Source organism: Dysosmobacter sp., from assembly GCF_052306735.1.
GTDB lineage: Bacteria > Bacillota > Clostridia > Oscillospirales > Oscillospiraceae > Oscillibacter.
Genome location: NZ_DAWBAJ010000075.1, coordinates 1 through 5686 on the forward strand (window position 1 = coordinate 1; position 5686 = coordinate 5686).

Here is a 5686-nt window from a genome sequence, read left to right on the forward strand (position 1 = left end):
CCGTGGAGCTTCTTGGGCTGATAGGTACGTTTCGTTGCCATGTTGAGACACCTCCTAGCAGTATTCCGGCCGTCCCCTTTGGGAACGGCGCTTACTCGACGCCCCGCCCGGTGGGCGGAACGCAGTAAACCAATCAAACGTCTTGCGACGCACCGAATAGTATACAGACTCTTTGAAAATATGTCAACAAAAACTTGAGATTTCCTGAAAAAAAGGTGCTTTTTCCCGGTTTCCGGGTCGATTTCTAAATCTGGTGGGCTTCCGCTCCAAAAGGCCCCACATCTTGTCCGCTGCTCCCGGGTTTTCCGGTGAGATTTTTTCATCTTAATATTAGAATAAGTATTGTGTTTGGTTGGTCTTTTTGTTATAATAACCCTGTCTTGTTTTGTCCATTATTTACGAGAGACCATTGATTTAGAGAGAGGTGTTTCTGTTTGAATTCCGTGGCCGACGTATGGGAGAACGTGCTGACGCAGCTCCGGCGCGATCTCTCCGAGACCACCATCGCCACCTGGTTCGACGAGCTGGAGGCGGTGGACATCCGGGGGAATACCTTTATCCTCCACTGTTCCAACGACTTCAAAAAGGGCTATATCGAGTCCCTGTTCATGAAAAACATCAAGGCGTCCTTGCACGACATTTTCTCCACGGACTTTGAAGTGCGGATCCTGGACGACCTTGCCTACGCGGAGTTCAACGGCGCCGCGCCCCATAAGCAGAGCGACCGTTTTACCTCCGACGAGTTCACCTTCGAGACCTTCGTGGTGGGCCCCTCCAACAAGCTGGCCTACGCGGCCTCCGTGTCTGTTGCGGAGCATCCTGCCCAGAACTACAACCCCCTGCTGATTTACGGGGACTCCGGCCTTGGCAAGACCCACCTGATCTACGCCATCGCCAACGTCATCCGCCGCAACGACCCCGCCGCCAAGATCGCCTACGTCAAGGGCGACGACCTCACCAACGAACTGGTGGCCGCCATTCAGGCCGGTCCCAGCAAGACCGCCGAGATGCGGGAGAAGTACCGCCAGGCGGATCTGCTGCTGGTGGACGACGTGCAGTTCATCGCCGGACGCAAGCAGACCCAGGAGGAGTTCTTCCACACCTTCAACAACCTCTACGAGTCCGGCCGCCAAATCGTCTTGACAAGCGACCGTCCCCCCTCTGAGATGACCCAGCTGGAGGACCGTCTGCGCACCCGGTTCGAGTGGGGCTTGCTGGTGGACGTGGCGCCGCCGGATTTTGAGACCCGTCTTGCCATCATCAAGAACAAGGCCGCCCTGCTGGGCATGGAGCTGCCCGACAAGATCTCCGCCTATATTGCCGAAAACGTCACCGCCAACGTCCGTCAGATCGAGGGCACCATCAACAAGATCATGGCCCTCAAGGATCTTCTGGGCAGCGATACCGACGAGGAGACGGTCACCCGGGCCATTCAGGATATGATCAAGCGCTCCAACGAGTACATCCCCACGCCGGAGGCCATCCTGGAGTACATCTCCAAGTATTACGGCCTGGAGGAGTCCGTCATCCGGGGCCAGCAGCGGATCCGGGACGCCGTCACCGCCCGGCAGATCGCCATGTACCTGATCCGGTCCATGACCAATTTGTCTCTGGACGATATCGGCAAGCAGTTTGACAACCGGGACCACTCCACGGTGCTCTATTCCATCAAGCAGGTAGAGACCAAGATGAAGAAAAATTCCTCCTTCGCCGAGACGGTGAAAGAGATCAAAACCAACATCAATTCCAAGCGCTGAGAAGCGTTTTTTTGTGGTGCAATTTTTCAACATCTTCTGTGGAAAATGAAAAACTTGCCGTGGACAACTTGCACCCCCAAAATCCTGTGGAAGACTTGCATGTTTCCTCCACATCCCCTGTGGAACGCCAAAGTCCGACAGCGCATGGGCTGTGGCCGTTTCTCCACAATTTTTCGCTCTACGACGACTTCTGCTAAAAAGATATGTTTCTTTTCTTTAAAAGAACACCGCAACCCATCCTAGTAAGAGAGGACGATCCACAATGATGAAATTCTCCTGTGAAAAAGCGCTGCTGCAAAGCGCCATCGCGGTCACCAGCCGGGCTGTGGCACAAAAAAGCTCCATCCCGGCCCTGGAGGGCCTCCTTCTCCACGCCGACTCCTGTCTGACCGTCTCCGGCTACAACATGCAGACCGGCATCCGCACCAAGGTGTCCGCCGACGTCACCGGCCAGGGCGATATCGTGCTCAACGCCCGCCTCTTCGGCGACATCATCCGCCGGATGCCCGATGACGTGATCACCTTCTCCGCCGACGACCGTCAGACCGTCCATCTGTCCTGCGGTGACGCAAACTTTGACATTTTGGGTCTCTCTGCGGCGGACTATCCGGATCTGCCCGAGGTGGAGGACGAGTATTCCGTGTCCATCCAGCAAAAGACCCTCCGGGCCATGATCGAGGAGACGGCCTTCGCCGTGTCCACCAACGAGTCCCGGCCGGTCCACACCGGCGCCCTCTTTGAGATCAGCGACAAGGGATTGACCATGGTGGCGGTGGACGGCTTCCGTCTGGCTATCCGGCGGGAGCCTCTGGAGAAGATCGAAGGCGGTGCCTTCTCCTTCGTGGCTCCCGGCTCCGCCCTCAACGAGGTGAAGGGCATCTGCGCCGACAGCGAGGATCTGGCCTCCGTCACCCTGGGCAAGCGTCACATTCTCTTCGAAGTGGGCGACACCGAGCTGATCTGCCGCCGTCTGGAGGGGGAATTCCTGGATTACAAGAACGCCATCCCCCGGAAAAACCCCATTTCCGTCATCGCCGACACCAAATCCCTCATCGAGAGCATCGACCGTGTGTCCGTGGTGATTTCCGACAAGCTGAAAAGCCCCGTCCGGTGCCTCTTTGAGCAGGACCGGGTGCTGCTCTCCGCCAAGACCGGAAACGGCGAGGCCAAGGACGTCTGCCGCCTCAGCGGCGACGGGAACGGCCTGGAGATCGGCTTCAACAACCGCTATTTGATGGAGGCGCTGCGCTACGCCCCGGCGGACACCGTAAAAATCGAGCTGAACACCGGGGTCTCCCCCGCCATCATCGTGCCGGTGGACGGGGAGGAAAATTTCCTGTATATGGTACTTCCGGTGCGGCTTAAGAGCGCCGAGTAAGGAGTGTTATGGAAACCATTGTCATCCATACGGAGTTCATCAAGCTCCAGGACCTTTTGAAATTTGCCAACCTGGTGGGAAGCGGCGGCGAGGCCAAGGAGCGCATCCAGGCCGGGGAGGTCTCCGTGGGCGGAGAGGTGTGCCTCATGCGGGGCAAGAAGATCCGCCCGGGGGACGACGTCCTCTTCCAGGGAAAGCACTACACCGTGGCCTATGCGGATTGACGCCCTGTCCCTTACCGCTTTCCGCAATTACGTCCAAGAGCAGGTGGAATTCCACCCGGAGTGCAACGTGATTTTGGGAGAGAATGCCCAGGGGAAAACCAACCTTTTGGAGGCAATTTCCTACCTTTCCTGCGGAAAATCTCCCCGGGCCCGGACGGACCGGGAGATGATCCGCTTCGGAGAAAATGCCGCCCGGATGGAGGCCGCCGTGTTCGCCCGGGACCGGGAATTCCGGGTGCGGGTGGACCTCTACCGGGACCGGCGGCGGAAGATGAGCGTCAACCAGGTGGCAGCCAAAACCAGCGCCCAGCTCTCCCAGGTGTACAACACCGTGTTCTTCTGCCCGGAGGATCTGTACCTGATCCGGGAGGGGGCCGCCGCCCGGCGGCGGTTTCTAGACACTGCGTTATGTCAACTCCGCCCCCGGTATGCCGCGGCGCTCGCCCAGTACAACCGGGCCCATGAACACAAAACCCGCATCCTCCGGGATGCCCAGGAACGGCCGGACCTGCTGGCGGCGCTGCCGGACTTCAGCGAGCGGATGGTGCAGATGGGGGCGGTGGTGATCCACTACCGGGCCCAGTTTGCCCGGCGTCTGGCGGAGTACGCCGCCGTCCACCACGGGGAGTGCTCCGGAGGAAGGGAACAGCTGGGCATCGTCTACCAGACGGTGTCCGCCGTCACGGACCCGGAGGCATCCGAGGGACAGATCATGGAGCAGCTGCGCAGCCACATGGAAGCCCACCGTACGGCGGAGCTTGCCAGCCGCACCTGCCTCTCCGGTCCCCACAAGGACGACTTGCTGGTGACCATCGACGGCCTGGCCGCCAAGGACTACGCCTCCCAGGGCCAGACCCGGACGGCGGCCCTGGCGCTGAAGCTGGCGGAGCGGGAGATCTACAAAAACGCCTCCGGAGAGTACCCGGTACTGCTGCTGGACGACGTCCTCTCGGAGCTGGACCCCCGCCGGCAGGAATTCGTCCTCAACCGCATTGCCGGGGGGCAGGTGTTCATCACTTGCTGTGAGGACGACAGATTGCCCCAGCTGCTGGGGGGCAAGGTGTTTCACGTGGAACAGGGGCATGTGGTGTAGCGCTGCAGGGTAAAATCCTGGAAAACAGCGCCTTTTTCCACTGCCGTTTCCAGGTCGTTGGGAAAGGCCCCCGATCCGCATCACTTTGGCGTGTTTTCCCCAATCAAAATCCTGTTATTTGCACGCCTGCGTGCAAGTTTCGCCATCCGGAGGCCCTATATGTATCTGCACATCGGACAAAACGAAATCATCCCGGACCGGCGGATCATCGGCATTTTCGACCTGGACAAGTGCAGCTATGAAAAGCGCACCCGGGACTATCTCTCTGCCGCGGAGCAGGAGGGCGTGGTGCTGGACGTGTCCGGAGAGCTGCCCAAGTCCTTTGTGGTGTGCGACCACCCCTATCACCGTCAGATCGTCTATCTCAGCCAGCTCAACGCCTCCACCCTGAAAAAGCGGGCGGAGAGCGGCCGGCTGGAGCTGTGAGGAGGGGCTTTTCCATGCTGCTGCTGGATTTCTTCCACGTCATCCCAACCTTTTACGGCTGGGTGTTTCCCCTGAACCTGCTGGTGACAGCCAGCATCCTGGGCGGCATTGCCGTGGGGCTTCTGCCACGCCGGGGCTCCCGGGTGCGGTAGATCTTTCCGGTGGCATGCCTTTGCGTCATGCTGATCACGGAGGCTGCCTGGCAGCTGTATCCCTCGGAATATTTGATTTTGTTTTATGTTTGGGGCTGGTTCGCGGAGGCCGCCCTTTTCAGCGAAGCCGTCGGCGCCATCGTCCATATTGTCTGGATGAAAGCACGCCGTTTCTAAATACCGATCCAATTTGTGTTCGATTCAGGGCGGGGAGAAACGGGCCGGAAGCGGTTCCGGCCCGGCTCTTCCTGCCCCGCATACGGAAGGAGTAAGCAAATGTCTGAAAACGAGATCCTCAATTCCACCACGGTGGACGCGGAAAACGAGTACGACGCCTCGGAGATCCAGGTCCTGGAGGGCCTGGAGGCAGTGCGCAAGCGCCCGGGCATGTATATCGGCTCCACCTCCTCCTCGGGGTTGCACCACCTGGTCTATGAGATCGTGGACAACGCCATCGACGAGGCCCTGGCAGGCTACTGCACGGACATCCTGGTGCAGATCAACGAGGGCAACACCATCACCGTGGTGGACAATGGCCGCGGCATCCCCGTGGACATCCAGGCTCAGACGGGCCGTCCCGCCCTGGAGGTGGTGTATACCGTCCTCCACGCCGGCGGCAAGTTCGGCGGCGGCGGCTACAAGGTCTCCGGCGGCCT

General features: G+C 59.5%; 8 protein-coding genes. All 8 read left to right on the forward strand.

Annotated elements, in window-relative coordinates:
* Window positions 1-443: 443 nt before the first annotated feature.
* The gene (gene dnaA, locus ACT67G_RS11655; RefSeq protein WP_325244124.1) at window positions 444-1757 is read left to right on the forward strand and encodes a chromosomal replication initiator protein DnaA; all 1314 of its coding nucleotides are present in this window, start codon (window positions 444-446) and stop codon (window positions 1755-1757) included.
* A gap of 262 nt (window positions 1758-2019) precedes the next feature.
* Entirely contained in the window at window positions 2020-3135 is a 1116-nt protein-coding gene (gene dnaN, locus ACT67G_RS11660) for a DNA polymerase III subunit beta (RefSeq protein ID WP_326216709.1), read from the forward strand.
* 8 nt (window positions 3136-3143) lie between these two features.
* The gene (locus tag ACT67G_RS11665) at window positions 3144-3359 is read left to right on the forward strand and encodes an RNA-binding S4 domain-containing protein (RefSeq protein WP_325245612.1); all 216 of its coding nucleotides are present in this window, start codon (window positions 3144-3146) and stop codon (window positions 3357-3359) included.
* Window positions 3349-4452: a DNA replication/repair protein RecF gene (recF, locus tag ACT67G_RS11670; RefSeq protein ID WP_443664339.1), complete on the forward strand. Its 1104-nt coding sequence runs from the start codon at window positions 3349-3351 to the stop codon at window positions 4450-4452. Before ACT67G_RS11665 ends, recF begins: the two co-directional genes overlap by 11 nt.
* Before the next feature lie 159 nt (window positions 4453-4611).
* Entirely contained in the window at window positions 4612-4878 is a 267-nt protein-coding gene (remB, locus tag ACT67G_RS11675) for an extracellular matrix regulator RemB (RefSeq protein WP_326216712.1), read from the forward strand.
* A gap of 14 nt (window positions 4879-4892) precedes the next feature.
* Window positions 4893-5030 carry a hypothetical protein gene (locus ACT67G_RS11680; RefSeq protein ID WP_443664340.1) on the forward strand — a complete coding sequence of 46 codons (138 nt, stop codon included), beginning with the start codon at window positions 4893-4895 and terminating at the stop codon, window positions 5028-5030.
* A 27-nt stretch (window positions 5031-5057) separates the two neighbouring features.
* Complete coding sequence (locus tag ACT67G_RS11685; protein WP_325246417.1) at window positions 5058-5207, forward strand: hypothetical protein; 150 nt, start codon at window positions 5058-5060, stop codon at window positions 5205-5207.
* Between the two features lie 99 nt (window positions 5208-5306).
* A partial coding sequence (locus ACT67G_RS11690) for an ATP-binding protein (protein WP_443664341.1) occupies window positions 5307-5686 on the forward strand: 380 nt, incomplete at its 3' end.

What these genes read in the sequence shown, in the direction of transcription:
- ACT67G_RS11680 (WP_443664340.1), top strand. Translation starts at nt 4,893, where the DNA reads ATGCTGCTGCTGGATTTCTTCCACGTCATCCCAACCTTTTACGGCTGG.
- ACT67G_RS11665 (WP_325245612.1), top strand. Translation starts at nt 3,144, where the DNA reads ATGGAAACCATTGTCATCCATACGGAGTTCATCAAGCTCCAGGACCTT.
- recF (WP_443664339.1), top strand. Translation starts at nt 3,349, where the DNA reads ATGCGGATTGACGCCCTGTCCCTTACCGCTTTCCGCAATTACGTCCAA.
- remB (WP_326216712.1), top strand. Translation starts at nt 4,612, where the DNA reads ATGTATCTGCACATCGGACAAAACGAAATCATCCCGGACCGGCGGATC.
- ACT67G_RS11685 (WP_325246417.1), top strand. Translation starts at nt 5,058, where the DNA reads ATGCTGATCACGGAGGCTGCCTGGCAGCTGTATCCCTCGGAATATTTG.
- dnaN (WP_326216709.1), top strand. Translation starts at nt 2,020, where the DNA reads ATGATGAAATTCTCCTGTGAAAAAGCGCTGCTGCAAAGCGCCATCGCG.